The organism is Sphingomonas sp. PEI4, assembly GCF_056679955.1.
In genome coordinates this window covers 1,675,221-1,700,259 of the sequence record NZ_CM155258.1, presented here as the reverse complement: position 1 = coordinate 1,700,259, position 25,039 = coordinate 1,675,221, and the positions used below count along the sequence as shown (strand labels likewise).

24 protein-coding genes are annotated in these 25,039 nt (G+C 65.1%); 8 read left to right on the top strand and 16 right to left on the bottom strand.

Translation table 11 applies throughout. The annotated features are described in order from the left end of the window. Window positions 1-31: 31 nt before the first annotated feature. The 4 genes from AC1MLZ_RS07725 to AC1MLZ_RS07710 all read right to left on the bottom strand — a co-directional run bounded on the left by AC1MLZ_RS07725 (window position 32) and on the right by AC1MLZ_RS07710 (window position 3,205). Complete coding sequence (locus AC1MLZ_RS07725) at window positions 32-637, bottom strand: TIGR02466 family protein (RefSeq protein WP_480961122.1); 606 nt, start codon at window positions 635-637, stop codon at window positions 32-34. After that, complete coding sequence (gene pth, locus AC1MLZ_RS07720; RefSeq protein ID WP_480961121.1) at window positions 634-1,206, bottom strand: aminoacyl-tRNA hydrolase; 573 nt, start codon at window positions 1,204-1,206, stop codon at window positions 634-636. The genes AC1MLZ_RS07725 and pth overlap by 4 nt, the downstream gene beginning before the upstream one ends. Window positions 1,207-1,398: 192 nt before the next feature. Continuing rightward, window positions 1,399-2,088 (bottom strand): 50S ribosomal protein L25/general stress protein Ctc, encoded by a 690-nt coding sequence (locus AC1MLZ_RS07715; protein WP_480961120.1) that lies wholly within the window; start codon window positions 2,086-2,088, stop codon window positions 1,399-1,401. 250 nt (window positions 2,089-2,338) lie between these two features. Continuing rightward, window positions 2,339-3,205 carry a TraB/GumN family protein gene (locus tag AC1MLZ_RS07710; protein WP_480961494.1) on the bottom strand — a complete coding sequence of 289 codons (867 nt, stop codon included), beginning with the start codon at window positions 3,203-3,205 and terminating at the stop codon, window positions 2,339-2,341. Window positions 3,206-3,394: 189 nt separating this feature from the next. Here AC1MLZ_RS07710 and AC1MLZ_RS07705 point away from each other — a divergent pair, with 189 nt between their 5' ends. From AC1MLZ_RS07705 to ppdK, 3 genes are all read left to right on the top strand, one after another. Beyond that, the gene (locus AC1MLZ_RS07705; protein ID WP_480961493.1) at window positions 3,395-4,234 is read left to right on the top strand and encodes a glycine--tRNA ligase subunit alpha; all 840 of its coding nucleotides are present in this window, start codon (window positions 3,395-3,397) and stop codon (window positions 4,232-4,234) included. Window positions 4,235-4,460: 226 nt separating this feature from the next. Further along, window positions 4,461-6,941 carry a glycine--tRNA ligase subunit beta gene (gene glyS / locus AC1MLZ_RS07700; protein WP_480961119.1) on the top strand — a complete coding sequence of 827 codons (2,481 nt, stop codon included), beginning with the start codon at window positions 4,461-4,463 and terminating at the stop codon, window positions 6,939-6,941. 73 nt (window positions 6,942-7,014) lie between these two features. Beyond that, complete coding sequence (ppdK, locus tag AC1MLZ_RS07695) at window positions 7,015-9,678, top strand: pyruvate, phosphate dikinase (protein ID WP_480961118.1); 2,664 nt, start codon at window positions 7,015-7,017, stop codon at window positions 9,676-9,678. A gap of 252 nt (window positions 9,679-9,930) precedes the next feature. On the opposite strand, the gene AC1MLZ_RS07690 is transcribed toward ppdK, so the two are convergent. Genes AC1MLZ_RS07690 through AC1MLZ_RS07655 form a run of 8 tightly spaced genes read right to left on the bottom strand, consistent with a single transcriptional unit; the run spans window position 9,931 to window position 17,557 of the window. Further along, window positions 9,931-10,320 (bottom strand): hypothetical protein, encoded by a 390-nt coding sequence (locus AC1MLZ_RS07690; protein ID WP_480961117.1) that lies wholly within the window; start codon window positions 10,318-10,320, stop codon window positions 9,931-9,933. 53 nt (window positions 10,321-10,373) lie between these two features. Continuing rightward, window positions 10,374-11,366, bottom strand: a complete 993-nt coding sequence (locus AC1MLZ_RS07685) for a type II secretion system F family protein (protein ID WP_480961116.1) — start codon at window positions 11,364-11,366, stop codon at window positions 10,374-10,376. Between the two features lie 10 nt (window positions 11,367-11,376). Further along, window positions 11,377-12,348, bottom strand: a complete 972-nt coding sequence (locus AC1MLZ_RS07680) for a type II secretion system F family protein (RefSeq protein WP_480961115.1) — start codon at window positions 12,346-12,348, stop codon at window positions 11,377-11,379. 56 nt (window positions 12,349-12,404) lie between these two features. Next, on the bottom strand, window positions 12,405-13,694 hold the full coding sequence (locus AC1MLZ_RS07675; protein ID WP_480961114.1) for a CpaE/TadZ family protein: 1,290 nt from the start codon (window positions 13,692-13,694) through the stop codon (window positions 12,405-12,407). After that, window positions 13,694-14,323, bottom strand: a complete 630-nt coding sequence (locus AC1MLZ_RS07670) for a CpaD family pilus assembly protein (protein WP_480961113.1) — start codon at window positions 14,321-14,323, stop codon at window positions 13,694-13,696. The genes AC1MLZ_RS07675 and AC1MLZ_RS07670 overlap by 1 nt, the downstream gene beginning before the upstream one ends. Before the next feature lie 34 nt (window positions 14,324-14,357). Continuing rightward, window positions 14,358-15,980, bottom strand: coding sequence for a type II and III secretion system protein family protein (locus AC1MLZ_RS07665; protein ID WP_480961112.1), 1,623 nt, complete (start codon window positions 15,978-15,980; stop codon window positions 14,358-14,360). 1 nt (window position 15,981) lies between these two features. Continuing rightward, window positions 15,982-17,034, bottom strand: a complete 1,053-nt coding sequence (cpaB, locus tag AC1MLZ_RS07660; RefSeq protein WP_480961111.1) for a Flp pilus assembly protein CpaB — start codon at window positions 17,032-17,034, stop codon at window positions 15,982-15,984. A gap of 49 nt (window positions 17,035-17,083) precedes the next feature. Continuing rightward, complete coding sequence (locus AC1MLZ_RS07655; protein WP_480961110.1) at window positions 17,084-17,557, bottom strand: A24 family peptidase; 474 nt, start codon at window positions 17,555-17,557, stop codon at window positions 17,084-17,086. Window positions 17,558-17,576: 19 nt separating this feature from the next. On the opposite strand from AC1MLZ_RS07655, the gene AC1MLZ_RS07650 reads away from it, so the two are divergent. The 3 genes from AC1MLZ_RS07650 to AC1MLZ_RS07640 all read left to right on the top strand — a co-directional run bounded on the left by AC1MLZ_RS07650 (window position 17,577) and on the right by AC1MLZ_RS07640 (window position 19,965). Further along, complete coding sequence (locus AC1MLZ_RS07650) at window positions 17,577-18,581, top strand: alpha/beta hydrolase (protein WP_480961109.1); 1,005 nt, start codon at window positions 17,577-17,579, stop codon at window positions 18,579-18,581. Continuing rightward, window positions 18,578-19,678 carry an NAD(P)/FAD-dependent oxidoreductase gene (locus tag AC1MLZ_RS07645; RefSeq protein ID WP_480961108.1) on the top strand — a complete coding sequence of 367 codons (1,101 nt, stop codon included), beginning with the start codon at window positions 18,578-18,580 and terminating at the stop codon, window positions 19,676-19,678. The genes AC1MLZ_RS07650 and AC1MLZ_RS07645 overlap by 4 nt, the downstream gene beginning before the upstream one ends. Before the next feature lie 62 nt (window positions 19,679-19,740). After that, window positions 19,741-19,965, top strand: coding sequence for a hypothetical protein (locus tag AC1MLZ_RS07640; RefSeq protein WP_480961107.1), 225 nt, complete (start codon window positions 19,741-19,743; stop codon window positions 19,963-19,965). 111 nt (window positions 19,966-20,076) lie between these two features. Here AC1MLZ_RS07640 and rnhA read toward each other — a convergent pair whose 3' ends face one another. Genes rnhA through ispH form a run of 3 tightly spaced genes read right to left on the bottom strand, consistent with a single transcriptional unit; the run spans window position 20,077 to window position 22,446 of the window. Further along, window positions 20,077-20,541 (bottom strand): ribonuclease HI, encoded by a 465-nt coding sequence (gene rnhA / locus AC1MLZ_RS07635; RefSeq protein ID WP_132735670.1) that lies wholly within the window; start codon window positions 20,539-20,541, stop codon window positions 20,077-20,079. Continuing rightward, window positions 20,538-21,488, bottom strand: a complete 951-nt coding sequence (gene thrB / locus AC1MLZ_RS07630) for a homoserine kinase (RefSeq protein WP_480961106.1) — start codon at window positions 21,486-21,488, stop codon at window positions 20,538-20,540. The genes rnhA and thrB overlap by 4 nt, the downstream gene beginning before the upstream one ends. A gap of 1 nt (window position 21,489) precedes the next feature. Beyond that, entirely contained in the window at window positions 21,490-22,446 is a 957-nt protein-coding gene (gene ispH, locus AC1MLZ_RS07625) for a 4-hydroxy-3-methylbut-2-enyl diphosphate reductase (protein WP_480961105.1), read from the bottom strand. 122 nt (window positions 22,447-22,568) lie between these two features. Between ispH and AC1MLZ_RS07620 the strand changes: the two genes are divergently transcribed. Beyond that, window positions 22,569-23,207 (top strand): hypothetical protein, encoded by a 639-nt coding sequence (locus tag AC1MLZ_RS07620; RefSeq protein ID WP_480961104.1) that lies wholly within the window; start codon window positions 22,569-22,571, stop codon window positions 23,205-23,207. 98 nt (window positions 23,208-23,305) lie between these two features. On the opposite strand, the gene AC1MLZ_RS07615 is transcribed toward AC1MLZ_RS07620, so the two are convergent. After that, window positions 23,306-23,914, bottom strand: a complete 609-nt coding sequence (locus tag AC1MLZ_RS07615) for a Dps family protein (RefSeq protein WP_480961103.1) — start codon at window positions 23,912-23,914, stop codon at window positions 23,306-23,308. A 176-nt stretch (window positions 23,915-24,090) separates the two neighbouring features. Here AC1MLZ_RS07615 and AC1MLZ_RS07610 point away from each other — a divergent pair, with 176 nt between their 5' ends. After that, the gene (locus tag AC1MLZ_RS07610) at window positions 24,091-25,005 is read left to right on the top strand and encodes an ROK family protein (RefSeq protein WP_480961102.1); all 915 of its coding nucleotides are present in this window, start codon (window positions 24,091-24,093) and stop codon (window positions 25,003-25,005) included. The last annotated feature ends 34 nt before the right edge of the window (window positions 25,006-25,039 follow it).

The window sequence follows — 25,039 nt, the reverse complement described above, 5'->3', positions numbered from 1 at the left end:
CAAACGTCGGGGGCAGGGCGTCGCCCGCCGCTCACCACCGATAATTAAAACTGATACTAATCCGCTCGCCCTTGGCGGCATTCGGCACGACCTCATGCCGCAACCAGCTCTCCCAAAGAAACACGCTCCCAGGCTTAGGCTCGGCATAAACGAACGTCCGCAGATCCTCCGGCGCGTCCTCCAGCCGGGTCGGCGCCGCCATCATCATAGGCAATCGCGGATCCTCCAACTTGAGCGCGCCAGCCCCCTCCGGAATCGCCACGTACATCGTCCCCGACACGACGCTATGCGGGTGAATATGCCCCGAATGCGCGCCACCCGGCTTCAGGACGTTCACCCAGAAGCTATCGAGCTTCAACTTCCGCCCGCCCAGGTCGAACGCACAATCCTTCACGAACGCCGCGACATGCTTGTTCAGCAACCGCACCAGATCCCCGAACCGAGGATCGCGCAACGGCAGGTCGTTCAGCGACGCATACGACGTATATCCACGATACCCATGCGCCTTCGACCAGGCGACACCCGCACGATCGGCCTTGGCGAGTTCGAGCGCGGCATCCTCCAGTTCCTCGACCAGATCGTCGTCACCGAGATCAGCCTCGTAAAAGCGCGTGGCAAACAGCGAACGAGTGGTCATTGGTCCTGCATCCTCAACGCGACGTCGTTCATGAAGCGGACGTCGTCGCCCTCCGTCAGCCATTTCGCCTCCGCAGCCACCGCGCCGAGCATGTCGGATAACGGCTCGATCTCCGCCTTGGCGTAATTGCCGAGCACATAGCCGGTGACGCGATCCTTATGCCCCGGATGCCCGATCCCCAATCGCACGCGGCGAAAGTCCGGCCCCAGATGCTGATCGGTCGAGCGCAGCCCGTTATGCCCCGCGGTCCCGCCGCCGGTCTTCACCTTCACGCGGAACGGCGCGATATCGAGTTCGTCGTGGAACACCGTCAGCGCCTCGACGCCGAGCTTGTAGAAGCGCAACGCCTCGCCGATCGCGCGGCCGCTCTCGTTCATGAAGGTTGCGGGTTTCAGCAGCAGGATCTTCTCGGAGCCGATCCGCCCCTCCTGCGTCCACCCCTGGAACTGCTTCTTGATCGCGCCGAAGCCATGCACCTCGGCGATCGCGTCGGCGACCATGAACCCGACATTGTGCCGGTGCATCGCATATTGCGCCCCCGGATTGCCGAGTCCCGCCCAGATCTGCATCTTAATTCCCAGTCACAAACATTCCGTCACCCCGGCGGAGGCCGGGGCCCACCGTTCCGCACGCTCAATCCTATCGAATGTGCGGAACGGTGGATGCCGGAACAAGCCCGGCATGACGGTGGTACGAAAACGGGCGGGAAAGCTTGTCGCCATCCCGCCCGCCAGATCATCCGAAGACGAAGGTCTAAACCCTCAGTTCTTCTGCGTGGTGATCTTGTCGTCGTCGTTATTATCGTCGTTAGGCTCGACCGGGGTCGGCTCGAGAGCCTCGGCAGCCTGAGCTTCCGACACTTCGGCATCGAGCGCATCGTCGGCAACCGTCGGAACGGTCGGCGGCACGATCGTGGCGATCGCGAAGTCGCGGTCGTCGATCGATGGCGTCGCGCCCTTGGGCAGCTTCACGTCGCTGATGTGGATCGAATCACCGATCTCCAGACCAGCAAGCGAAATCACGATCTCGCTCGGGATGTCCGAAGCGTCGACGATCAGCTCGATCTCGTGACGCGTGATGTTGAGGACGCCCTTGCCCTTCTTGATGCCCGGTGCGTCATCCTCGTCCGCGAACACGATCGGCACCGCGACGGTGACGGTCGAATGCTCGCCGATGCGCAGGAAATCGACATGGATCGGGCGATCCGAAACCGGGTGGAACGAGACGTCCTTCGGCAGCGTACGCACGCCGTTGACCATCACGACGGAATTCATGAAGTGGCCGGTCATCAGCGCCTTCATCAGCGCCTTTTCTTCGAGGTGAATCGAGGTGGGTTCCTGATTCAGGCCGTAGATCACGGCAGGCACGCGGCCATCACGACGCAGCGCCCGGGAGGCTCCCTTGCCAACCCGGTCACGCGTCTCGGCTGCGAGCGTCAACTGGTCGCTCATCTGTATTCTCCGAAACTCGTTTGTTGTCCTTCCCGCCCACGCCTCCAGGGATGACCATGGACCGGAAGCGCGGGCGCATAGCGGAAGTAGGGGGCAAAAGCAATAATACCCCTCTCCCCTCGGGGGAGAGGGAGGGGCCCGCTGCGAAGCAGTGGGAGGGTGAGGGCACGGTCAGCCAAAAGCGCGTGCCCTCACCCTTCCGGCGCAAGCGCGCCTCCCTCCCTCTCCCCGGAGGGAGAGGGTAAGAAGCTCAATACCGAACCCGCTCAGCCTTCACCCCAAGCTTGGCCAACTGCGCCTGAACGCTGTCCTTCCCCGCCAGATGCCCCGCACCCACCGCCACAAACACGGTCCCAGGCGTCTTCATCCGGTTCGCAACCCACTCAGCCCAACGCGCGTTACGATCCACCAGCAACACCTTCGCCACCTCCGGCGAGTCCTTCAAACTCTCGTTCATCTCCTTGGCCAAAGCCTCAGGATCCCCCTTCGCCCACTCATCGACCATCGTCGCCATCGTCGCCTCCAGCTTAGGCAGCTCGTCGATCGTGCTCCCCAGAAACTGCATCTGCGCCGCCTGAGACAGCCCCCCGAAATACCCCAGCTGCTGCTCCGCCGTCTCCAGGCCCGTAACCGGCTTCCCCGCAGCCTTCGCCGCTGCCGTAATCACCTGCTCAGGCCCATTAGCCGAATCATACCCAAGCTTGGACAGCGGAGCGATCGACAGGTTCGTCGCCGCCAGCCACGGCTTGAACCGATCGAACGCATTCGCCGGCAGCCCCAGATCGGTCACCGCCTTCGCATATGCCGCGCGCTTGTCCGCCGGGATCTGCTCGGTCAGCGTCGGCCCGTCCTTCGACACCCCCGTCGCCATCACCAGCGACTGCATCTTGGCGGGATCGGGCATCACCAGCTCCAGCACCACCTGCTGCGACCGATCGAACGCCATCTTCACCGCTTCGTCGAACCACGTCGTGCCGGGCTTCAACACATGGATCGTCCCGAACAGGTAGATCGTCGTGTCCTTGTCCTTCACCACCCAAAGCGCCGGATCGGCATCGTTCGAGGCTTGCACCGGCTTAGGCGCGACCTGAGCGCAAGCGGGAAGGGCGAACGCCATCGCCAGCGCAGACAAGGCGGATCGGAACGAAACGATCTTCGAAAACAGCTTCAAGGGGAGGGCATCCTTACCGTGAGTTCGCCCCCATGTAGGAGCGCGAACCTTAACGCACCACTTGCCTCCCGCACCCCCATCCGCCAAAGCCCGCGCGTGACCCAGCACCTGACAAAGCCTCTTAGCTTCCAGCGCATGATCCTCACGCTCCACGATTACTGGAGCGAACACGGGTGCCTGATCCTGCAGCCCTACGACATGGAAATGGGCGCGGGCACCTTCCACACCGCCACGACGCTCCGCGCGCTCGGGCCCAAGCCGTGGAACGCCGCCTTCGTGCAGCCCTGCCGCCGCCCCACGGACGGCCGCTACGGCGAGAACCCCAACCGGCTCCAGCATTACTACCAGTACCAGGTCATCCTGAAGCCATCGCCTGCGAACCTCCAGGAACTCTACCTCGGCAGCCTCGCGGCGATCGGCATCGACATGCTGAAGCACGACATCCGCTTCGTCGAGGACGACTGGGAAAGCCCGACGCTCGGCGCCTGGGGGCTAGGCTGGGAGGTCTGGTGCGACGGCATGGAGGTGACGCAATTCACCTATTTCCAGCAGATGGGCGGCTTCGACATGAAGCCAGTCGCCGGCGAACTCACCTACGGGTTGGAGCGTCTGGCGATGTACATCCAGGATAAGGACAGCGTCTACGACCTCGCGTTCAACGATGCCGGGGTGACGTACGGCGACGTGTTCCTGGAGAACGAGCAGGAGATGTCGAAGTGGAACTTCGAGATCGCCGACACGGACTCGCTCTTCGACCAGTTCCGCAAGCACGTCGCCGAATGCGAGAACAGCCTGAACCACAAGCTCCCGATCCCAGCCTACGAGCAGGCGATCAAAGCCAGCCACATCTTCAACCTGTTGCAAGCCCGCGGCGTAATCTCGGTCGCGGAACGCCAAGCCTATATGGGCCGCGTCCGAGACCTAGCCAAAGGCGCCTGCGCCGCCTGGATGGACAAGCACGGATGGGCGGCATGATGCGCCTGCTAGAAGATGTGTTCACGCGGAGACGCGGAGACGCGGAGCAGAAGGTAGGCGACGTGTCGCGCTTCCGCGTTCGGGCTCCCAGCATCCAGCATGGCGATGAAAGACGCCTGCGGCGTCGAATAGCCGCGCGCAGCGCTATAAGCCTCTCTCCCCTTCTACTCCGCGTCTCCGCGTCTCCGCGTGAACCCAACTCCTTCTTCTTCGCGTGCGAACCCAAATGACCGACTTCCTCCTAGAACTCCGCTCCGAAGAAATCCCCGCCCGGATGCAGTCCAAGGCGCGTGAAGATCTCGCCAAGCTGTTCACCGCCGAGCTCGCCAAGGCCGGCATCGCCACCAGCGCGATCGTCACCTACGCGACCCCGCGCCGCCTGACGCTGATCGCCCGCGACCTGCCGCTGGAAACCGCCGCCGTCTCCGAGGAAACGAAGGGCCCCAAGACTTCCGCCCCCCCACAGGCGCTCGAAGGGTTCCTGCGGAAAACCGGCCTAACGCGCGAGCAACTGATAGACCGCAACGGCACGCTCTTCGCGGTCACCGAGAAGCCCGGCCGCACCACCGCAGCCGTGCTCGCAGAGGCCATCCCCGCGATCGTCCGCGCCTTCCCGTGGCCGAAGTCGATGCGCTGGAGCGACGCCTCCGCCAGCACCGAATCGCTCCGCTGGGTCCGCCCGCTGCAAGGCATCGTCGCGCTGCTCGGCGAAGAGATCGTGCCGTTCGAGATCGCCGGCATCGAGAGCGGCGCCGCCACGCTCGGCCACCGCTTCCACCACCCGTACCAGATCACGATCGGTGGCGCGCACGACTATGTCGAGAAACTGCGCGCCTGCCACGTCATCGTCGACCACGACGAACGCGCCACGCTGATCCGCGACCACGCCCGCGAAGCCGCGATGCAGGCCGGCCTCGAACTCATCGAGGACGAGGGTCTCGTCGCGGAGAATGCCGGCCTCACCGAATGGCCGATTCCCCTGCTCGGCCAGTTCGATCCCGCGTTTCTCGACGTCCCGCCCGAGGTGATCCAGCTCACCGCGCGCGTGAACCAGAAATATTTCGTCTGCCGCGGGGCCGACGGAAAATTGGCCAACGCCTTCGTTTGTACCGCTAACATCGCCGCCCACGACGGCGGCGCGAAGATCGTGGAGGGCAACCGCAAGGTGCTCGCGGCACGCTTGTCGGATGCGAAGTTCTTCTACGACACCGACCTCAAGATCCCGCTCGAAGAGCAGGCCGAGAAGTTGTCGAAGATCGTCTTCCACGAAAAACTCGGCACGGTGGCCGACAAGGTCGACCGCGTAGCAAAGCTCGCCAAGTGGCTGGTAGAAGAGGGCATCGTAACTTCTGCCCCCCCTCCCGCAAGCGGGAGGGGGCCGGGGGGTGGGCTCGCGCTCACCACCAACGCCACGCCAGCAGGTGAGCGCGAGCCCACCCCCGACCCCTCCCGCGAGCGGGAGGGGAGAGAAGAACTCGCCGCCCTCGCAGAACGCGCAGCCCGCCTCGCAAAGGCAGACCTCGTAACCGGCATGGTCGGCGAGTTCCCCGAGTTGCAAGGCCTGATGGGCGGCTACTACGCCGCCGCGCAGGGCGAGCACCCGTCCGTCGCCACCGCCATCCGCGACCACTACAAGCCGGTCGGCCAAGGCGACGACGTCCCCACCGACCCGGTAACGGTCGCGGTAAGCTTGGCGGACAAGCTGGATACCATAGTATCGTTTATGCTTATGGATGAGCGTCCGTCCGGGTCCCGTGATCCATTTGCACTTCGCCGTGCTGCGCTCGGAGTAATTTCTCTTATCCTAAGTTCGAAATTGCGATTCAGTTTTAGGCGTGTCGTAAGTTTTGCTAGCTCGCCTCTTATTGTCGATATCGTAACCAAAGCTTCCGCAGCGCTCGTAGTTAGCGAACGAGAAAATAAAACACGAAGCGACATTATTGACTATGTCAAAAATCACGAAGTTTTCGATGATGAATTTTTGGTGCGGGTAGAGCGTAGAATTCAAATCAATCCATCGCACGATACCAAGCTAACCGCGGAACTCATTCGGATAACCGGAAAGATAAAGGGCGGCCTGATAAATAAGGAAGTCCTCGATTTCTTCGCCGACCGCCTCAAAGTCCAGCAACGCGAAGCCGGCGTCCGCCACGACCTCATCGACGCAGTGTTCGCGCTCGGGGGCGAGGACGATCTCGTCCGCCTGCTCGCGCGCGTCCACGCGCTCCAGGCGTTCGTCACCACCGAGGACGGCGCGAACCTGCTCGCCGGCTACAAGCGCGCCGCCAATATCCTGAAGAAGGAAGCCCCTTCTGCTCCCTCTCTCCCCCAAGGGCAGGGGCGCGGAGAGGGCCGGGGAGAGGGGCTGCCAAGCAGTGCAGCGCCCGGTACTGCCCCTCACCCCGACCCTCTCCCCGCAGGGGAGAGGGAGCAAATTTCGCTGTCCTACACGCCCGAACCGGCAGAGAGTGCGCTCCACACCGCGCTCGACTCGGCCGAACCCCGCGCCACCGCCGCGATCGCGCGCGAGGATTTCGCCGCGGCGATGGCCGCGCTGGCCTCGCTCCGCGCGCCGATCGATACGTTCTTTGATAGCGTTATCGTCAACGACGCCGATCCCGCCAAGCGCTCCGCCCGTCTCGCGCTACTTGAGCGAGTCCGCGCCGCAGTGCACAATGTGGCAGACTTTTCTCGGATCGAGGGCTGATGTGTCTTGGCCTAACCCGGCCTAACCTTCTTTCCCGATCACCCGCGCAAAACAAGCACTTAGAGGACCGACCATGACCCAATATGTGTATCGCTTCGGCGGCGGTGTTTCGGATGGCGGCAAGGGCGACAAGAACCTGCTCGGCGGCAAGGGCGCGAACCTTGCCGAGATGGCGTCGATCGGCCTGCCGGTCCCGCCGGGCTTCACGATCTCGACCGACTTCTGCGCGGTCTATTACGACGAGGGCGGCCAGTTCCCGCAAGGCCTGCGCGACGAGGTCGCCACCGGCCTCGCGCATATCGAGGGCGTGACCGGCAAGACGTTCGGCGATCCCGCCGACCCGCTGCTTGTCTCGGTCCGCTCGGGCGCGCGCGCTTCGATGCCGGGGATGATGGACACCGTCCTCAACCTCGGCCTCAACGACCAGACCGTCGAAGGCCTCGCCGCCACGTCCGAGGACGCGCGCTTCGCGTGGGACAGCTATCGCCGCTTCATCCAGATGTACGCCGACGTCGTCCTCGAACTCGATCACGGCGCGTTCGAGGAAGCGCTGGAGATCGCCAAGGAAGACCAGGGCTTCACGCTCGACACCGAACTGTCGGCCGACGATCTCCGGAAACTCGTCGCGGAGTATAAGGGCCTCGTCGAGAAGCTCTGGGGCAAGCCTTTCCCGCAGGACGTCCACGATCAGCTCTGGGGCGCGGTCGGCGCCGTCTTCGGCTCGTGGCAGTCCGAGCGGGCGAAAGTCTATCGCCGCCTCAACGACATCCCCGGCGGCTGGGGCACCGCGGTCAACATCCAGGCGATGGTGTTCGGCAACATGGGCGACACGTCGGCCACCGGCGTCGCGTTCACGCGCGACCCGTCCAAGGGCGACCGCGCCTATTACGGCGAATTCCTGATCAACGCGCAGGGCGAGGACGTCGTCGCCGGCATTCGCACCCCGCAATACCTCACCAAGACCGCGCGCGAAGACGCCGGCGCGAAGGCCTCGTCGATGGAAGAGGCGATGCCCGAGGTCTATCACCAGCTCGCCGACGTGTTCGACACGCTCGAAAACCACTACCGCGACATGCAGGATATCGAGTTCACGGTCGAGAAGACCAAGCTCTGGATGCTCCAGACCCGCGCCGGCAAGCGCACCGCCAAGGCCGCGCTGAAGATCGCGGTCGACATGGCGAACGAAGGCCTCATCACCCGCGAGGAAGCGATCCTGCGCGTCGAGCCCATGGCGCTCGACCAGCTCCTCCACCCGACGCTCGATCCCAAGGCGCACCGCGACGTGCTCACCAAGGGTCTCCCCGCATCGCCGGGTGCGGCCTCGGGTGCGGTCGTGTTCGACGCCGATGCCGCCGAGAAGAAGGCCGCCGACGGCGTCGCCGTGATCCTCGTCCGGACCGAGACTTCGCCCGACGACATCCACGGCATGCACGCGGCCAAGGGCATCCTGACCGCGCGCGGTGGGATGACATCGCATGCTGCGGTCGTGGCACGCGGCATGGGACGCCCCTGCGTTTCGGGCGCCGGCACGCTGTCGATCGACGCCAAGGCGAAGATCATGCGCTGCGGCGGCCGCGAGGTGAAGGAGGGCGATCTGCTCACCATCGACGGCACCACCGGCGAAGTGATGATCGGCGCGGTTGCGACCGTGCAGCCCGAGCTGTCGGGCGATTTTGCCACGCTGATGGTGTGGGCCGACGAGGTCCGCCGCCTCAAGGTCCGGGCCAACGCCGAGACTCCGGAAGATTGCCGCGTCGCGCGCGAATTCGGCGCCGAGGGTGTCGGGCTTTGCCGCACCGAGCACATGTTCTTCGAGAGCAGCCGCATCACCAACGTCCGCCAGATGATTCTCGCCTCGGACGAGAAGGGGCGTCGCGTCGCGCTCGAAAAGCTGCTCCCCGAACAGCGCAAGGACTTTACGGAAATCCTCGAGGTCATGGCGGGCCTGCCGGTGACGATCCGCCTGCTCGATCCGCCGCTCCACGAGTTCCTCCCCCACGAGGAATCCGAATTCGCCGAAGTCGCCGCTGCGGCTGGCGTCGACATCGACACGCTGAAGCGCCGCGCGGCGGAACTGCACGAGTTCAACCCGATGCTAGGCCATCGCGGCTGCCGTCTCGGCGTCACCTATCCCGAAATCTACGAGATGCAGGCGCGTGCCATCTTCGAGGCGGCGGTCGACGTCGCCGAGAAGTCCGGCGCGGCACCGATCCCCGAGGTCATGATCCCGCTGGTGGCCACCCGCCGCGAGCTCGAACTGATGAAAGCGGTCGTCGACAAGGCCGCCCAGGCCGTGTTCGCCGAAAAGGGCCGCACGATCGAGTATCTCGTCGGCACGATGATCGAACTCCCTCGCGCGGCGCTCCGTGCAGGCGACATCGCGGAAGTCGGCGAGTTTTTCTCGTTCGGCACCAACGATCTGACCCAAACGACTCTAGGCGTCAGCCGAGACGACGCCTCGCGCTTCCTCGGCGCGTATGTCGAGCAGGGCATCTACGCGAAGGACCCGTTCGTCAGCATCGACGTCGAGGGTGTCGGCGAACTGATCGAAATCGCCGCCGAACGCGGCCGCAAGACGCGGCCGGGCATCAAGCTCGGCATCTGCGGCGAACACGGCGGCGATCCCGCCAGCATCGCGTTCTGCGAAAAAGTCGGCCTGGATTACGTCTCGGCCAGCCCGTACCGCGTGCCGATCGCCCGCCTAGCAGCAGCACAAGCGGCGTTGTCGAAGAAGTAGCCGAAGGGGTATGGGCATATAAGCCCCTTATTCCTCCGTCACCCCGGACTAGTTCCGGGGTCCACCCATCCGCGAACCCAACGGCTTGTCGTCAATGCGGAACGGTGGATGCCGGAACAAGCCCGGCATGACGGAGTGAGTTGGGAGGAAATTCCCTATCCCCAACTGTGTCCCCGCGAAGGCGGGGACCCAGTCTGGGCTCCCGCCTTCGCGGGAGAACAAGGAGGCAGGGGCTAACCTACCCCCTGCAACTTACCGACGCCGATCGAAATCGAACCAGCCACGCTTGGTCCCATCGGCATTATACGCCGGCCGAGCATAAGCCGGCCGCGCCGCCGACAGCACTCCAGGCCGCGACGTCTCGACAACCGGCTGACGCTCGAAAACCGGAGCAGCAACCGGCGCAACCGAAGCCGCCTTCACCAACCGGGCATTCTCCCGCTCAGCCTCGACCGCCCGCTTCTCAGCCGCCGCCGCCCGAACATCGCCATCCTTCTTCACCAAAGCATGCGCGTCACGCTCGGCCAGATAGCGCGCCTTCCACTTCTTCCCCCCCGGATGGCTCGCCAACCCAAACAGCCAGCCGGCAACGAATACCAGCGCAAGCGCCGCGAACTGCGTAGGTGTGGAAAACAACGGCATCGTAAAACCCTCCTGTTACGGCAGCTCAACGATCCGCCGGCCCAGCGGTTGCCTCAGCCCTTGATCAGGTTGTCCGAGATCGAGCATGCCGCCGGCCCCAGGATGACGACGAACAGCACCGGCAGGATGAACAGGATCAGCGGCACCGTCATGATCGCGGGCAGCCGCGCGGCCTTTTCCTCGGCGCGCATCATCCGTTCGTTGCGGAACTCGGCAGACAAAACGCGCAACGCAGATGCGAGGGGCGTGCCGTATTTCTCCGTCTGGATCATCGTCGTCACGACGCCCTTCACCGCATCCAGCTTCACGCGCAGGGCAAAGTTCTCGAACGCACTGCGCCGGTCGGTCAGAAAGCCCAGCTCGATCGCCGTCAGCGTGAACTCCTCACCCAGTTCGGGATAGGCACGGCCGAGTTCACGCGCGACGCGGTGGAACGCAGCGTCCACGGTCAGCCCGGCTTCGGCGCAGATCACCAGCAGATCTAGCGCATCGGGGAGCCCCTTTCGGATCGCGTCCGAACGTTTCTTAACCTTGTTGTCCAGATACAGATCGGGCGCCTTGTAGCTCAGGATGAAGGTCGTCGCGACGAGACCGTATTTCTTCAGCGGACCCCAGGTCGCGAAGCCGTCAGTGCCATACACCCAGTACAGCATCGCGCCGCCGAGTACGATCGGCAGCACCAGCCGGCCGAAGATCACCGCCGGCGCCCATTCCTTCGAGCGGATGCCGGCCTGCATCAGCTTGACCTGGACCGCCTTGACCTGGCTGTCCTGCAGCACCTTCATCGATGACAATATGCCGCGCATCCGGTCGGCGGTATCGTTGCGCTGGACCAGCTTGGCGCGACGCTTGGTCGACGCGGTGATGCCCGCCTTCAACTGTTCGCGCCGGTCGTTCAGCGCCTTGACGCGCTTGGCCATCGGATCGTTGACGGTCATCACCGCGTAGATCGCGATCATCACCGCGAATGCGGCGACGCCCGACAGGATCGTGGCGACCCAGAGTACGTCGATCCCGAGCAGGGTAGGTCCGGCGGTCTCGCCCATGTCGTATCCCTCAGATCTCGAAGTTGATCATCTTGCTCATCACGAAGGCGCCGATCCCCATCCAGATCAGCCCCCCTATGCCCGTGACGATGAGCCGCGGATCGACGAAGAAGTTCTGCATGTAGGTGCCGTTGACGAAATAGATCAGCCCGAACACGATGAACGGCAGCGCGCCGATGATGTACGCGGACGCCTTGGACTCCGAAGACATCGCCTTGATCTTGAGCTTCATCTGGCCGCGTTGACGCAGCACGGTGGCAAGGTTCGCCAGCGTCTCCGCCAGGTTGCCACCCGTCTCGCGCTGGATCGCGATGGTGATGACGAAAAACTGGAACTCCGGCGTGCCGAGGCGATCGGCGGTTTCCTGCAATGCGGCGTCCATCGTCCGGCCGATCTTCATCTTGTCGCTGACCGAACGGAATTCTTCGCCGACCGGCCCGTCGAGTTCCTGTCCGACGACACCGATCGTCTCGCTGATCGGTAGGCCGGAGCGCAGCCCGCGTACCAGCAGTTCGATCGCGTCCGGAAATTTCACGGTGAACTTGCCGATCCGCCGCTTGATCGTCTTGCCGACCACGAGATGCGGCAGGCCGACGCCGACGAACAGCCCGAACAACAAAGCCAGCAGTATCGGCATGCCCTTGAGCAGCATCAGCACCGCGACAACCACCGCGATCCCCGCAGTCGCCATGCCGTATTGCCCGACCGTCCAGTCCTTGCCGGTCATCGCCAGTCGCTTGGCGAGCAGCACCGGGTTCGGCAGGATGCGGCCGAACGCGATATCGATCTTGGTATCGCGGTTGTTCGAGATGCGCCGCATCTGCGCTTCCGCGACGACCAGCGCGTCACCATGACGTTCGCGCAGCGACGCGATCCGGCGCGACTTCGCTCGTCCGGCCGATGGCCCCGCGAATGCGAACGCCACCATGCCGAGCACCATGCAGGCCCCGATCATGACGAGCAGCAACGGCAACAGCGGCATGGCCTAGCGGTCCCCGTTAGCGGCAGGCCCAAGCGTTCCGGATCGGACGCGCATGGTCACTTTGCCTTTGCCTGTTTCGCGGCGCGCTTCGGGATCAGCCCCCGCAGTTCGCCGAACTTGCCCATCAGCGACTTGCCCTTCAGCCCAGTCGTGCCGTCGACGCCGCAGTCCGCCACGGCAACTGCCAAGGCGCTCGCCAATGCGACGATCGGCGCGACGGTCTTGGAGCTTTTCCCGGTCTCGACCAGCGGCTTGCCCAGTTTGGCCGCCTGCGCAGCCAGCTTTTGATCGAACGACACGAGATAGTCGATCTTGCGCTCGATCGAGCCTTCGAAATCCTTGCGCGTGATCTCGAGCTGCCCGCCGAGATGAACCCGGTTGGCGACCACGAACAGCTCGGTCTGCGGCGCGTTCGATTTCATCCACGACAGGATGCGGATCGTGTCGCGCGCGGCGGCCAGCGTCAGGTCGGTGACGATGACCGCCAGCTTTACGTCGCTAATCAGATGCGGATGCTGGATCAGTATCGCGCGCGGGAGATCGACAACGGTGCATTCGAACGCCGCGCGCATCTCTGCCTGCAACTGATAGAAGGCCGCACCGTCGGTGATCAGCGGCGTGCTGATCGGGGCCTCGGCGCTGAGCACGGACAGCTTTTCGGATGCCTTGACCATCGCCCGCTCGATGAACAGTCCGTCGATCCGGCTCGGATTCTCGATCGCATCGGTAAGCCCTCGTCCCGGTTCAAGATCGAGGCCGAGCGCGGCGGTGCCGAAATGCACGTCGAGATCGAGCAGCGCGGTCGAGCGCTTCTCCTTGTCCGAGAGCAGCCACGCGATCGACGTCGCGATCGTCGACGCCCCGACGCCCCCCCGCGTACCGATCACGCCGACCGAGCAGTGCGGGCGCTCCGGCGATGCCTCGACGTGCTTGGGCGCATTCAGCAGTGCCTGCGCATGGCCGAACGCCTCGCGCAGCATGTCCGGATGCAATGGTTTGAGCAGATAGTCCTGGATGCCGCTGGCGACGAGGTCGCGGTACAGGCGGACGTCGTTCACCTGGCCCGCGGCGATCACCACGGTACCCGGCTCGCACACTTCGGCGAGCGCATGGATGTCGTTCAGCGGATCGCCCGATTCGGCAAGGTCGACGAACAGGATCTGCGGCGAGGCCGACACCGACAGCGACTGGATCGCGTTGCGCAGGCCACCCTTGTGGATCTTCTCGACCGGCCAGCCGAGTTCGCTCGCGATCGGCCGCAACGCCTCGGCGGTCGTCTCGTCGCAGACATAGGCGACGAAGGGTTCGCGGTGGGCGATCCCGCCCGGTTTCCAGGGAGCGTTCATCACTTTCCTCCCGTGCTGGTTGCGGCGATGCCACCGGCTCCGCTGGGGGCTCGCTTGCGATACGTATCGATCGCCTTGTACGAGACCGCTGTATCCGTCGTTTCCGTGCCCGGCGCACCGCGCACCAGATCGGCAGGGTTGGCGACCATCGCCGCCAGGTTGCGATTGACCGCGCAGCCATAGTTCGAGGACGTGTTCGATTCGAATTCATTGGTCGAATCGCGCGACCAGTCCGGGCAGCGCGGCACGGCGGCCCGCATCCGGCTGACCACCACGCGGATCGTTCCGGGGGTGACGGCCGCGGGCGTCACCGGCGCGTCGTCGCTCAACAACAAGCCGTATCCTGCGACGACCGCGGCGACGTCGTCATGCGCGCGGGGGCCTTCGCCCGCAGGATCGTCGATCGCGACCCGGTCGCCATATCCGAGCCGCATCGTCGTCATCCAGCCGGCCAGACGGCGTTCTTCGCCGGGGGACAGCGCACCACCCGAGACGCCAAGGTCCAGCGCATAGTCGGACCGGCTGACGACCGGCTGATGGACCGATTCGAGACCGCGATTCTCCGTTCCCATGCAGCCCGCGAGCAGCAGCGCGGACGCGAGGGGCGCTAGGATCGATTTGTTGATCATCGGAAATCCTTGGTGCGTTGGGCGCATGACGGGCTCAATTCGAGAAGCCGGGGGCGGGCACGACACCCTTTTTCGGCTTGGCATCGCGCTTGGCCTGAACGGCCGGGGCGGCGTCGGCTTCGCTTCGGCGAACGTCGCTGCGGGGCACGTCGCTGCGGGGTACTGGCATGACGGGTGCGGCCGCTCCGATGGCAGGACGCGCGTAAGTCGGTGGCGCAACGGTCGGAACCGGGCGCGGGCCGCCGTCGGTCGCGCTCAGCCGCCCCAGCAGCACCCGGTCGAGATCGGTCGGCGCGCGTGCGCCGTCGGTCGGCAAGGCGATGTCGCTGGCGTTGTTGACCGGCTTCACCAGATACGGCGTGATGACGATGACCAGCTCGGTCTCGTTGCGCTGGAAGGCGTTCGAGCGAAACAGCGCGCCGATGATCGGCAGGTTCGAGAGGCCGGGAGTCTTGTCATAGGTGTTGTTGTTGCCGTTCGACAGCAGGCCGCTGATCATCATGCTCTGGCCCGACCCGAGTTCGACGGTGGTCTCGGTCCGCCGCGTGGTGATGCCGGGGACGCGCGTACCGCTCAATGTGATGGCGTTCGCATAATCGAGCTGCGACACTTCCGGACGCACGCGCAACGAGATGCGGCCATCGGACAACACAGTCGGCGTATAGGCCAGGCTGATCCCGTATTGCTTGTACTCGACCGAGATCGTGCCAAGCGCCTGCGCCAGGGGGATCGGGATTTCGCCGCCTGCCAGGAACGTGCCGGTCTCACCCGACAAGGCAGTCAGGTTCGGGTTGGCGAGCGTGGTCACCTGACCCAGTGTCTCGCCCAGGTCGATCGCGGCGAGCAGGTCGACACCCAGCAATCTGCCGGCAAGGCCGAATGTAGACCCCAACGCGCCCTTGGCCACACCCGTGTTGCCGGCCGACGGTGTCGCGCCGCCAACGAACATTCCGCCACCAGGTGCAAATATCGTGGCGTCTCGTCCTTGCCCCAGTCCGAACTTGAATCCACCGGTCCGATCGAAGGATTGGACGTTCACCCCGATGTTCTTGACGAAGCTGCGTGTGACTTCGGCGACGCGCACTTGCAGGTTCACCTGCAACGGTGTCGCGGTCTTCAGGCGCGACAGCACCTTGGTCGACTCGCCCACGAACGCCTGCACCAGACGCTCGGCCTCGGCCGCATCCTCGGGTGCCGCAACCGTGCCCGTCAGGAGGATCAGTCCGTTCATCGGCGTCGCGACGACCTGTGCCTCGGGCATTGCCAGGCCCAGCATCTGCTGGACCGAATCGAGGTTATTGCCGACGCGGACGGTTGCCGAATACACGACGGCACCACCCCTTGCGGTGGCCGAGATCGTGGTCTCGCCGGTCTTCTTGCCGAACACGTAGAGCTGGGTCGGCGAGCGTACCTGGACATCGGCAATCGCATCATCGGCAACGAACAGATCGGTCATCGGCTGCGACAACGTCACCAGCCGCCCGCGGCCGGTGTTGACCTGCACGATCGGCGATCCGGCTGCGGCTGTGATCCCCCTGCCGCGCTGCGCCAGGGCAGGAACGGACGGTGCTGCCGTCGCTGCGACCAGGGCGACCGCGAGCGGCCAACCGAGGGGCTTGCCGAGCCGCGTTGCGAGGAGCGTGGTTGCAATACGCATCTTAATTCTTCCCCCCGACCGGAACGACGGTCAATGCGTTGCCGCGGGCGACCCGCACGACCGGTCCCTGGACGGCAACCGCGCCGCCAGCGGATGGCGCGACCGGCACGCCCTGCATCGGCGGTCCACCCATCCCGCCGCTCATCCCACCACCCTGAGCCTCCTTGCCCGGTACGCTGCTGCGCTGATAACGCGAGACGTCAGCTCCGGTCTGGTAGGTGGCGGCGCCGGCGGAGGGCTGGCTCGCAAGCCGAACCATCATCGCCTTCTCGGCCTTGGGATCGTTGCCGTCCGGTACCGTCACCGCACCCGAGGCGATTGCCTCTTCGAGTTCGGCAGAATTGTCCGCGATCGAGCGCAGCGACAGCGACAGCGTCCCCAGCGTCTGTGCGACCGCGACCTGCTCCGCCATCTTCGGCGTCGCCTCGATCGTCACGTTGGAGAACGCCTGCACCTTCGTCTTGCCGTCCTCGCCGACCAGGTTGTCTGTGCGCTGGTCGGTGGCGAGCACGCGGATGTTGCGCATGATCGTCTCGGAGACTTTCAGCGGCTGGCCTTCGCCACCACCGGCGACCGTCTGGGTCAGGACCAGATCGATCCGGTCACCGGGAAACACGAAGCCAGCGACCGCAGCCTGCGCCGACACCGGGACGGTCACCGCCCGCATGCCCGGTCCGAGTGCGGCGGCCAGGAACCCACGGTCACCGGGCTTCACCAGCGAGCCCTGCGTCACCGGCTGCCCTGCCGTGATGATGCTGCGCACCACCGTGCCTTGCAGCGACTGGAGGTTGGTCTTGTCCTTCAGGTAATAGGCGTTGTCGACCAGCTCCTTTGGCCAGGGCTGAAATTTCAGCGCCGTCGCATCCAGGATCGTCCCGACCGGCAGCGAGCGTGTTGCCACCAGAACTTCGGGCCCGTCGATGACCGGCGCGGCGACCACGGCGGCACCCGCTTGCGGCGCCGAGCTCCCGGCGATGAGTGTCCTGGCAAAGAATGCCGTGATGGCTGCGACTATCAGCGCACCAACCAGCAAAACGATCTTGCGACTATCCATGACTACATCGTGCCTTTCAGGCGCCGGGAGTGTGTTCCGACATTAATCATCACTGAAACTGATTAAGGAGTGGTTCGCGGATCGAAAGAAGCCCAGCGAATGCTATCGCTACGCCGTATGGAACTTCGATCTGTCCGGAGTTTTTCTTGATTCTGTGTTCGATCATCATCACGATCGTGACGACGCCACCTGCGATCGACATGACCATCAGCATCGACAGAAATGCCGGGAACGGAAGCCACAGCGCCAGCGCGACGATCAGCTTCACGTCGCCGCCACCCATCATCCCAAAGTGGAATGCGAGCAGGAACACGGCGAACACCACCAGCGCGCAACCGACCTGGAGCGCCATGCCCGGCCAGACGTCCAGGCCGTTCGCGTACCACCAGGCGGGGGCCAGCAGCGCGATCGCCGCGTTCTTCCAATTGGCGATCTCGCGCGTCCGCACGTCCTGGATCCCGGCGGAAACCAGCAGGCCACCGAGTATCACGATCAAAATTGGAAGAGCAATGTTCCACCCCATCGGCTAGGTCCTAACGGAGATGGCTTTCGAAAAAGTAACCGTCCCCGGTAATTTCCTTCCCAGTTCCGGGACCTTCGCCGGGTCGGACGCCCTCCAGGTCGTGCGTCGTGCGATTCCCGGCGATGCGCGCGTGGGGTGGTGGACGGCGCCCGATGGCTGGAAACTGCGGCGTTTTGACTGGCCCGCGGCCAGCCCCCGTGGGCGCCTGCTGTTCCAGACCGGTCGCGGTGATATCTTCGAGAAATATCTGGAGACGCTCGCACATTTCCATGCCGAAGGCTGGTCGGTCACTGCGTTCGACTGGCGCGGGCAGGGTGGTTCGGGACGGTTGTCGGCCAATCCACATGTCGGCCATGCAAGCGATTACGGCGTGTTCGACGCGGATCTCGCCGCGTTCTGGGCGGACTGGATCGCGGACGGCGACCTGCCCAGCGCCATACTCGGTCACTCGATGGGTGGCATGATGGTGATGCGGGCGCTCGCGAATCGCACGATCCGGCCCGATGCCGCGATCCTCGTCGCGCCGATGATCGGACTGAAAGCGCCACTCGGAGCGGCGTTCAGCGGTATGGTCGCACACTGGATGGCAATGCGCGGCGACCCGGCCCGCGCGGCATGGCGCAGCAACGAGCGCCCCGGTTCGGTCGCGTCGCGACAAACGCTGCTGACGCACGACGTCGACCGCTACGCCGACGAAGGCTGGTGGCAGCGGCAACATCCCGAACTGGTGCTCGGCCCCCCGAGTTGGGCGTGGCTCGCACAAGGGTTCGCGGGCGCCGCCGCACTTGCCGTCGATCCGCGCGTCGAGTCGATCGAGACGCCGGTGCTGATGCTGGTCGCCGAGGCCGACAAGCTGGTCGATTCACGCGCCGCGCTCCGCCTCGCTGCCCGCTTGCCGGACGCGCAAGTCGTTCGCTTCGGCCCGGAATCCGCGCACGAAATCCTGCGGGAGGCGGATCCGGTGCGCAATCGCGCGCTGTCGGCGATCGATTCGTTCCTGGCCGCGTGTGTGTCGTCGCGATGACGGCGGCCGTGTACGATATCGCGATCGTCGGCGCCGGCATGGCGGGCACCAGCCTCGCTGCGGCGATCGGATCGCAGGCACGCACGCTCGTTCTCGAGGCCGAGGATGCGCCCGGCTATCACGCGACCGGACGTTCGGCGGCGTTCTGGTCGGAAACCTATGGCGGCCCCGATATCCAGCCGCTTACCACCGCCTCGGGCTCGTTCCTCCAGGCCGGGGGGCATCTGGCACCGCTCGGGTCGCTGCATATCGGGCGCGCCGACGACGAGGCCGCGATGGACGCGTTCCTCGCGGAGTTCGCGGATAGCGATGTCGTCCTTCACCGCGTTGATCCGGCCGCGTTCATCCCCGGCCTTCGCTCCGCATGGACGCTCGGCGTGCAGGAGGCGAGTTGCGCCTATATCGATGTCGCTCGTCTGCATGCTGACGGCATCGCCGCGGCTCGGCGTGCGCGCGTGGATTTCGTCACCGATGCCGCATTGATCGCCGCAACGCGCGCGGATGGCGTCTGGACGATCGAGACGAAGGCCGGCCGCTTCCGTGCGAGCACGCTCGTCAACGCGGCGGGCGCCTGGGCCGATACGGTCGCTGTCCGTGCCGGCGTACGTCCGCTAGGCTTGCAAGCGTATCGTCGTACGATGGCGCAACTCCGCACCGATCCCGGCGCACCCGCTGGCTTGCCGCACGTCGCGGACATCGCCGGCCGCTTCTATTTCAAACCCGAACCCGGTGGCCGGCTATGGCTTAGCCCGCACGACGAAACCCCGACCGACCCGTGCGACGCCGCGCCCGAGGAAATCGACATCGCCATCGCGGTCGACCGGTTCGAAAAGGTCGTCGACTGGCGTGTCGCCGCGGTCGAGCGACGTTGGGCAGGGCTGCGCACGTTCGCACCCGATCGCCTGCCTGTTTACGGCTTCGACGCCTGCATGCCCGGGTTTTTCTGGTGCGCAGGGCAGGGCGGCTTCGGCATCCAGACCGCGCCCGGTGCATCGTTGCTCGCCGCGAGTCTCCTGCTCCGTACCACCCCGGATCCCGCGATCGCGGCGATCGATGCGACTCGCTACTCGCCAAGTCGTTTTCAAGAGCACCGCTAAATCCAGCGAAATTGCCGTCGATTGATATGATGCAAACCGGGTTGCAGCGGTCCTGGGAAAGGATGCGGGATCGCGGCCGTCAGTCGAGCGTCGCGATCATCGATGCCGCGCAAGTCGCGCTCGCAGTGGTCGGCTGGCATGCCGTCGACGCGACGCGGCGCGCGAAGGCAACGACCTTGGCAGCGTATCGTTCAGGCCGCCGCATCGTCCGCCTGCCACGTCCGGCAAGGCCGCCGCATGCCGGCATCGTCATCATCAGCCTGACGATGAACCGCGATCCGTCATGACGGGACATGCGCACGGACACGCAATTCGGCGACGTGGTAGGCGCGTAACCCTCACAATCCTCTCCGCCAGGAGGAGGTGTCGCGAAGGTGACGGAGGGGGCAGCGACGGGCCTAGCGTCGTCCGGCAGCCACCGCAGCATCGCTCGCCAGCTTGTCCGCCCGCTCGTTCTCGGGATGCCCGGCATGGCCCTTGACCCATTGCCACTCGATCTTGTGCCGCGCCACCGCCGCCAGGAGCGCGTGCCACAGCTCCGCATTCTTCACCGGCTTCTTGTCGGCGGTCTTCCAGCCGTTGCGCTGCCAGCCCTTCACCCACTTGGTGAGGCCGTCCATCACGTATTTGCTGTCGGTATACAGTGTCACCGCGCACGGCCGGGTCAGCGCGTTGAGCGCCTCGATCGCTGCGGTCATCTCCATCCGGTTGTTGGTCGTCGGCGTCTCGCCGCCCGACAACTCCTTCTCGTGCGCGCCCATGCGGATCACCGCGCCCCAGCCGCCGGGCCCCGGATTGCCCTTGCACGCGCCGTCGGTGAAGATCTCGACCTTGGTGATGGAAACGTCGGTGTCGTCAGTCATGCGAATAGATCGTCCTTGCGATACGCCTCGAACCGCCGCCAGTACGCCAGCGGATCCTTGCGCGTCACCAGCGCATCCGCCGGCGTATTGAGCCAATCCCACGCGCGCGTCGCCAGGAAGCGAAGGCACGCACCCTGCGCCAGCACCGGCAGCGCGGCGCGTTCGGCCGACGAGAGCGGATGCCGATCGACATAGCCGCCGACCAGCGCCTTGCCGACCGCAGCGTCATAATGTTCGCCCTGAGCATCGAACGCCCACGCGCTGTGCATGATGGCCAGATCGTACGCGCGGACGTCGGTGCACGCGAAATAGAAGTCGATCACCCCCGTCACCCGGTCGCCGAGCATCAGCACATTGTCGGGAAACAGGTCGGCATGGATGACGCTGCAAGGCAGGTCGGCAGGCCAGGCCGCGACCACCGCATCCGCCGCCGCGCTGACGGTATCGAACAGTCCCGGCTCGATCGCATCCAGATCGCGGCCGCACTTCGCCAGCAATGCGCGCCACCCGTCCGGCCCCAGCGTGTTCGCGCGCTCCTGCGCAAACCCGGCAAGGCTCACATGCATCGAGCCCATCGCCGCCCCCGCTGCGCGTGCCTGCGCCTCGGTCGGATGCGACACCGACACCCCGGTCAGGAACTCGATCAGGCACGCCGGCCGCCCGCAAAGCTCGTGGATCAGCGCACCGCTGCGATCGGGCAGCGCGCGCGGCACGGGGTTACCGTCGACCGCGAGATGATCGAGCATCGCCATGAAGAACGGCAAATCGTCCGCCGACACGCGCTTTTCATACAGCGTCAGGATGAACCGCCCGGTCGTCGTATCGACCAGGTAGTTGCTGTTCTCGACCCCCTCGGCGATGCCCTTTGCCGAGACGAGCTCGCCGTGATCGAACTTGGCGAGGAACGCGCCCAGCGCCTCCGCCGACACCTGCGTATACACCGCCATGCTAGGCGGCCGCCTCCAGTCCACGTGGCAGCTTGAACGCGATCGTCTCGCGGTTCGTCTCGACTTCGCGCTCCGACACCGTGAAACGCTCCGACAGCCGATCGACCAGTTCGCGTACCAGCAATTCGGGTGCCGACGCACCGGCCGTGATCCCCAGCGAGCCGACGCCCGCCAGGAAATCCCAGTCGAGGTCGCTCGCGCGCTGGATCAGCATCGCCGGCGTACCCTCGCGCTCGGCGACTTCGACGAGGCGCACCGAGTTCGACGAATTGGGCGCACCGATCACCAGCACCGCGTCGACGCTATGGGCAATCGCCTTGACCGCGGTCTGGCGGTTCGACGTGGCGTAACAGATGTCCTCGCCGCGCGGCGGCAGCATCTGCGGGAAGCGGCGCTGCAACGTCGCCACGACGGCGGCGGTGTCGTCGACCGACAACGTCGTCTGCGTCAGGAAGGCGAGGTTGGTATGATCGATCGGCATGAACACCTCGGCATCCGCGACCGTCTCGATCAGCGACATCGACCCTGGCGGCACCTGTCCGAACGTGCCGATCACCTCGGGATGCCCGGCATGGCCGATAAACACGATATGCCGCCCCGCTGCCACCAGTCGCTCTGCCTGGCGATGCACCTTCGAGACCAGCGGGCAGGTTGCATCGAGATATTCAAGACCGCGGTTCTGCGCGTCGAGCGGCACCGATTTTGGCACCCCGTGCGCCGAAAACACGACGGGTGCGCCGTCGGGCACTTCGTTCAGTTCCTCAACGAAGATCGCGCCCTTTGCCTTCAGCGTGTCGACGACGAACTTGTTGTGGACGATCTCGTGGCGGACATAGACCGGCGCCCCGTGTTTCTCGATCGCCAGTTCGACGATCCGGATCGCGCGGTCGACGCCTGCGCAAAAGCCTCGGGGTGCTGCGATCAACAGTTCGAGCGGCGGCTTGTCGATTGGGCTCATGATGCGTCAGCCTCTACGCGATTGCTTGCCTGGACGATAGCCGGTTCCTATGGTGCCCGCCGATCAGGGAGCGCGTGTCGTCACGACGCTCTCAACGCTCGTTCGAGAAGGTACGCGTTCCCGTGAAAGCCCCCATCCTAGCCGTTTCCGCGTGTGCACTTCTTCTCGGCGGGTGCGCCAGCAAGGGCGAAGTCGACGCGACCGGCGGCATTTCCGCGGTCCGCTCGGTCTGCCCGCCGGTGGCGATCCCGGCTGCAACCGGCGACATCACGCTGTTCAACCCAACCACCAGCCGCGACCAGTCGGCGATCGACGTCGCCGCATTGATGACGAACGTCCGATCGACCTGCGCCGACGCGACCGATCAGGTCGTCACCAGCGTCACGTTCGATATCCGTGCCCGCCGTAGCCGTACCGAAGGCGCGCGCGACGTGACGTTGCCGTACTTCATCACCGTCGTCCGCGGCGGCAGCGCGGTCGTCGCCAAGCGCGTCGGCCGTGTCGCGTTGCACTTCGATGCGGGCCAGGCGCTCGCCTCCGCTTCGGCGACCGCATCGGCGACCGTCGCACGGTCGGCCGCGACGCTGCCCGCCGACGTTCGTGAGAAGCTCACGCGCAGGCGCAAGGCCGGCGATCAGGATGCTGCGGTCGATCCGCTGAGCACCCCCGAAGTTCGTCAGGCCGTCCTGCGTGCCAGCTTCGAGGCATTGGTCGGGTTCCAACTGACCGACGACCAGCTCAAGTACAACGCCACCCGCTAAGACAAATCGCCCGACGGTTTCCCGTCGGGGCGATCAGGTCGGCTCAACGAGGCGACGCTGCCCCTCTTCCGACGATATGCAGGAGGAGGGGCGCCCGCTTACTTGTCGCCGCGTACCAGTTCGGTTGCGGCGAGATGCTCCGCCAGGAACCACACCTGCGGCTCGTGTGTGCGGACGATATTGCTCACCAGCAGGTCGTTGGTGCCGTCGTCGCCGGATTCGTCGGCCGCTTCCGCACCCTCATGTGCCTGGCGCAGGATGATCTCGTGCGCTTCGAGCAGACGTGCAAGCTGGGTCGGCACATCCTCGCGGCCCTTCGGTGGACGCGGAATGGTGGTCATCTCGGCGACATCCGGTGCCATTGCGATCGAAATGCCGCCAAGCGCCATGATGCGTTCTGCGATAAGATCGACGAGCGCAGCCTGCTCCTCGTAATGTTTGTCCAGCAACAGGTGTAGTTGGTAGAACGTCGCGCCCGACATCTGCCAATGATGCTTCTTGTACATGTCGCGGATCGTCATCGTGTCGGCGAGCACCTGGTTCAGGATCGCCACGCTCTGCGCGCGGGCATTGTCCTCGAGCGCGATCGGCAGGCGCTTCAACGTGCCGTACGGCTGGATTTCGCGATACTCGACCTGGTACTGCGGCTGCGCCTCGCTCGATACGTTCGTGTCGACTTTGGGCAGCTTTGCGGGTTTCTTCGCCATCGGAAATTCCTGTCTGTTCGTGTGAACTCGACTATCTTAACGCATGATCGGCCAGATCGACAGCAAGGGAAATCCTCGTTCACGGTGATCGCAATCACGCCAGGCCGCGTGCTCGCCTCTTGACGCGAGCACCGCAGCAAAGGAAGCGGGCCGCAACAACGCGTTGGGAGTTGAGGATGACGGAAGCACCACTGGTCGCAGGAATCGAACTCGGTGGCACGAAATGCATCTGCATTCTTGCGCGCGGCCCCGACCAGATCGAAGAAACCGTACGCATTCCCACGACCCGGCCCGACGAGACGCTTGCCGCGATCGAGGCGGTGCTCGATCGTTGGAGCGGGTTCGTGGCGATCGGTATCGCCAGTTTTGGTCCGGTTTCGATCGATCGTCACTCGCACGATTACGGCCACATTACTTCGACGCCGAAGCCCGGCTGGGCAGGAACGGACATCGCCGGTCGCCTGCAACGTCGCTACGGCGTACCCACCGGCTTTCACAGCGATGTCGTCGGCGCGGCGCTGGCCGAGGCGTTCTGGGGTGCTGCCAAGGGGCTGCCCGATATCGCCTATGTCACCGTCGGAACCGGCGTCGGCGCCGGCATGATCGCGGGTAACCGCCCGGTCGACGGGCTGACGCATTCCGAACTCGGCCATATCCGCCCCGCGCGGTTCCGCGGCGATGACTGGATCGGCAATTGCCCGTTCCACGGCGCCTGCATCGAGGGGCTCGTCGCCGGCCCGGCGATCGCCGCGCGGATCGGCTTCCCTGCCGACGAAGCCCCGGCGGAACATCCCGTATGGGACGGCGTCGCCGACGCGCTCGGCCAGCTCTGCCATACGCTGGTGCTGACCGGGATACCCCGCCGGATCGTGATGGGCGGCGGCGTGATGGGCGCATCGCATCTGTTCCCACGCGTACGGGCGGCGATGACGCGCAGCCTCGGCGGCTATATCACGCTGCCCGAGGTGGCACTGACCGACACGTTCATCGTCCCGCCAGCGCTTGGCAACAACGCCGGCCCGCTTGGAGCAATCGTGCTGGGTGCTCAGGCACTTGGCCACCAACTCGAAACGTCGTTCACAGCGTCTTAACCGTAATCGACTAGCCCTTGCTGCAATAGAGAGC

Bases quoted from the DNA above. Each gene is read 5' to 3' on its own strand.
- AC1MLZ_RS07615 (WP_480961103.1), bottom strand. From the start codon at position 23,914: ATGGCGAAGAAACCCGCAAAGCTGCCCAAAGTCGACACGAACGTATCG.
- AC1MLZ_RS07685 (WP_480961116.1), bottom strand. From the start codon at position 11,366: ATGGGCGAGACCGCCGGACCTACCCTGCTCGGGATCGACGTACTCTGG.
- glyS (WP_480961119.1), top strand. From the start codon at position 4,461: ATGACCGACTTCCTCCTAGAACTCCGCTCCGAAGAAATCCCCGCCCGG.
- ppdK (WP_480961118.1), top strand. From the start codon at position 7,015: ATGACCCAATATGTGTATCGCTTCGGCGGCGGTGTTTCGGATGGCGGC.
- AC1MLZ_RS07675 (WP_480961114.1), bottom strand. From the start codon at position 13,694: ATGAACGCTCCCTGGAAACCGGGCGGGATCGCCCACCGCGAACCCTTC.
- AC1MLZ_RS07670 (WP_480961113.1), bottom strand. From the start codon at position 14,323: ATGATCAACAAATCGATCCTAGCGCCCCTCGCGTCCGCGCTGCTGCTC.
- AC1MLZ_RS07655 (WP_480961110.1), bottom strand. From the start codon at position 17,557: ATGGGGTGGAACATTGCTCTTCCAATTTTGATCGTGATACTCGGTGGC.
- thrB (WP_480961106.1), bottom strand. From the start codon at position 21,488: ATGGCGGTGTATACGCAGGTGTCGGCGGAGGCGCTGGGCGCGTTCCTC.
- AC1MLZ_RS07725 (WP_480961122.1), bottom strand. From the start codon at position 637: ATGACCACTCGTTCGCTGTTTGCCACGCGCTTTTACGAGGCTGATCTC.
- AC1MLZ_RS07680 (WP_480961115.1), bottom strand. From the start codon at position 12,348: ATGCCGCTGTTGCCGTTGCTGCTCGTCATGATCGGGGCCTGCATGGTG.
- AC1MLZ_RS07690 (WP_480961117.1), bottom strand. From the start codon at position 10,320: ATGCCGTTGTTTTCCACACCTACGCAGTTCGCGGCGCTTGCGCTGGTA.
- pth (WP_480961121.1), bottom strand. From the start codon at position 1,206: ATGCAGATCTGGGCGGGACTCGGCAATCCGGGGGCGCAATATGCGATG.
- AC1MLZ_RS07705 (WP_480961493.1), top strand. From the start codon at position 3,395: ATGATCCTCACGCTCCACGATTACTGGAGCGAACACGGGTGCCTGATC.
- AC1MLZ_RS07665 (WP_480961112.1), bottom strand. From the start codon at position 15,980: ATGCGTATTGCAACCACGCTCCTCGCAACGCGGCTCGGCAAGCCCCTC.
- AC1MLZ_RS07710 (WP_480961494.1), bottom strand. From the start codon at position 3,205: ATGGCGTTCGCCCTTCCCGCTTGCGCTCAGGTCGCGCCTAAGCCGGTG.
- AC1MLZ_RS07715 (WP_480961120.1), bottom strand. From the start codon at position 2,088: ATGAGCGACCAGTTGACGCTCGCAGCCGAGACGCGTGACCGGGTTGGC.
- ispH (WP_480961105.1), bottom strand. From the start codon at position 22,446: ATGAGCCCAATCGACAAGCCGCCGCTCGAACTGTTGATCGCAGCACCC.
- AC1MLZ_RS07610 (WP_480961102.1), top strand. From the start codon at position 24,091: ATGACGGAAGCACCACTGGTCGCAGGAATCGAACTCGGTGGCACGAAA.
- AC1MLZ_RS07650 (WP_480961109.1), top strand. From the start codon at position 17,577: ATGGCTTTCGAAAAAGTAACCGTCCCCGGTAATTTCCTTCCCAGTTCC.
- cpaB (WP_480961111.1), bottom strand. From the start codon at position 17,034: ATGGATAGTCGCAAGATCGTTTTGCTGGTTGGTGCGCTGATAGTCGCA.
- rnhA (WP_132735670.1), bottom strand. From the start codon at position 20,541: ATGACTGACGACACCGACGTTTCCATCACCAAGGTCGAGATCTTCACC.
- AC1MLZ_RS07645 (WP_480961108.1), top strand. From the start codon at position 18,578: ATGACGGCGGCCGTGTACGATATCGCGATCGTCGGCGCCGGCATGGCG.
- AC1MLZ_RS07640 (WP_480961107.1), top strand. From the start codon at position 19,741: ATGCGGGATCGCGGCCGTCAGTCGAGCGTCGCGATCATCGATGCCGCG.